Origin of the sequence: Bacteroides sp. RTP21281st1_H5_RTP21281_210402 (assembly GCF_040918965.1) — a bacterium.
In the GTDB taxonomy this organism is placed as follows: Bacteria; Bacteroidota; Bacteroidia; order Bacteroidales; family Bacteroidaceae; genus Bacteroides; species Bacteroides congonensis.
On sequence record NZ_JBCOWR010000059.1, the window covers coordinates 1 to 1,000 of the forward strand.

Below are 1,000 nucleotides of genomic sequence, written 5' to 3' on the forward strand. Positions count from 1 at the left end.
ACCTATAGGAGTACTCATCGATTCATTTTCGTATACATAAGTTCCAGCTTTTTGTACAACGTGTCCTGCGGTAACAAATCCTGTAACAGGTACAACATGACTATCTTTTCGCTTAGCTCGGAATCCGACAGAACCATATGAACGTGTTCCGGAAACAATACTTTGCCCTGTTAGTATTTCGCTTAGGAAAGCTGGTTTTTCTGATTTCACAAACTTCAAGAAGGGTTCTTCTAAAACTTCTTTTTTGAAGTCTTGTATATTTGATTCTGAAATGTCACCTAAATAGACTTCTATGTTGTTGTCTGTATCGCAGATAGAAAAACCATAAAATTCAAAAGGATTATCTGCATTCTTTTTAGATAACAAATAGTTATCCATCTTTTCTGCTGCATTTAATAGTTCTGAATAAGAATATTCACAGATATCCACAATGGATCCATTTCCACCACATCGAGTGATTAAATCTTTTTCTATCTCTTCCGAAGTTTTATTGACTACCTTTACAACCAGTTTGCCTTCTTTGTTTAAATAGGCTCCTCCATAATATGAAGGATATGATAAATGCTTTATCTCACTACTTCGAGATACTGCATTTTGAAAAGATTTCATTAGATTAGCACCAAGTTCATTTCCGGATAAGGTTTCTTGCTGATGAACAGTGTTATTTATCTCGTCTAATTCAGACGTGCATGATACTAAAGCTATTGCTATCATGCTTAAAATAACATAATAAAACTTTTTCATAATGGTATAATTTAAAGTTAATATCCACAAATATAGCAATTCCTTTTGAAAATCAAGCACTATACTCCTTTATTTTCCCCTTTAGTGCATTGATAATCCAACCTTTTGGATTATTCTTTTCTCGTGATTTTCCGTTTAGGATAGCCAGTTCTCTTATAAGGTCAGTAATATTTTCTTGTGCAGTTATAAATGTTTCCTTGTTCCGGTTTATTTCTTCTGAAGTGAAACCGCAGGAATAACGGAGGTATTCATACAC

The 1,000-nt window shown here is 33.6% G+C and carries 1 protein-coding gene and 1 pseudogene; both read right to left on the reverse strand.

Annotated features, from left to right (window positions below):
• A partial coding sequence (locus AB5443_RS25315; RefSeq protein WP_240060144.1) for a S1 family peptidase occupies window positions 1-744 on the reverse strand: 744 nt, incomplete at its 3' end.
• 52 nt (window positions 745-796) lie between these two features.
• Window positions 797-1,000: pseudogene (locus AB5443_RS25320) on the reverse strand (replication initiation protein); the annotation flags it as partial.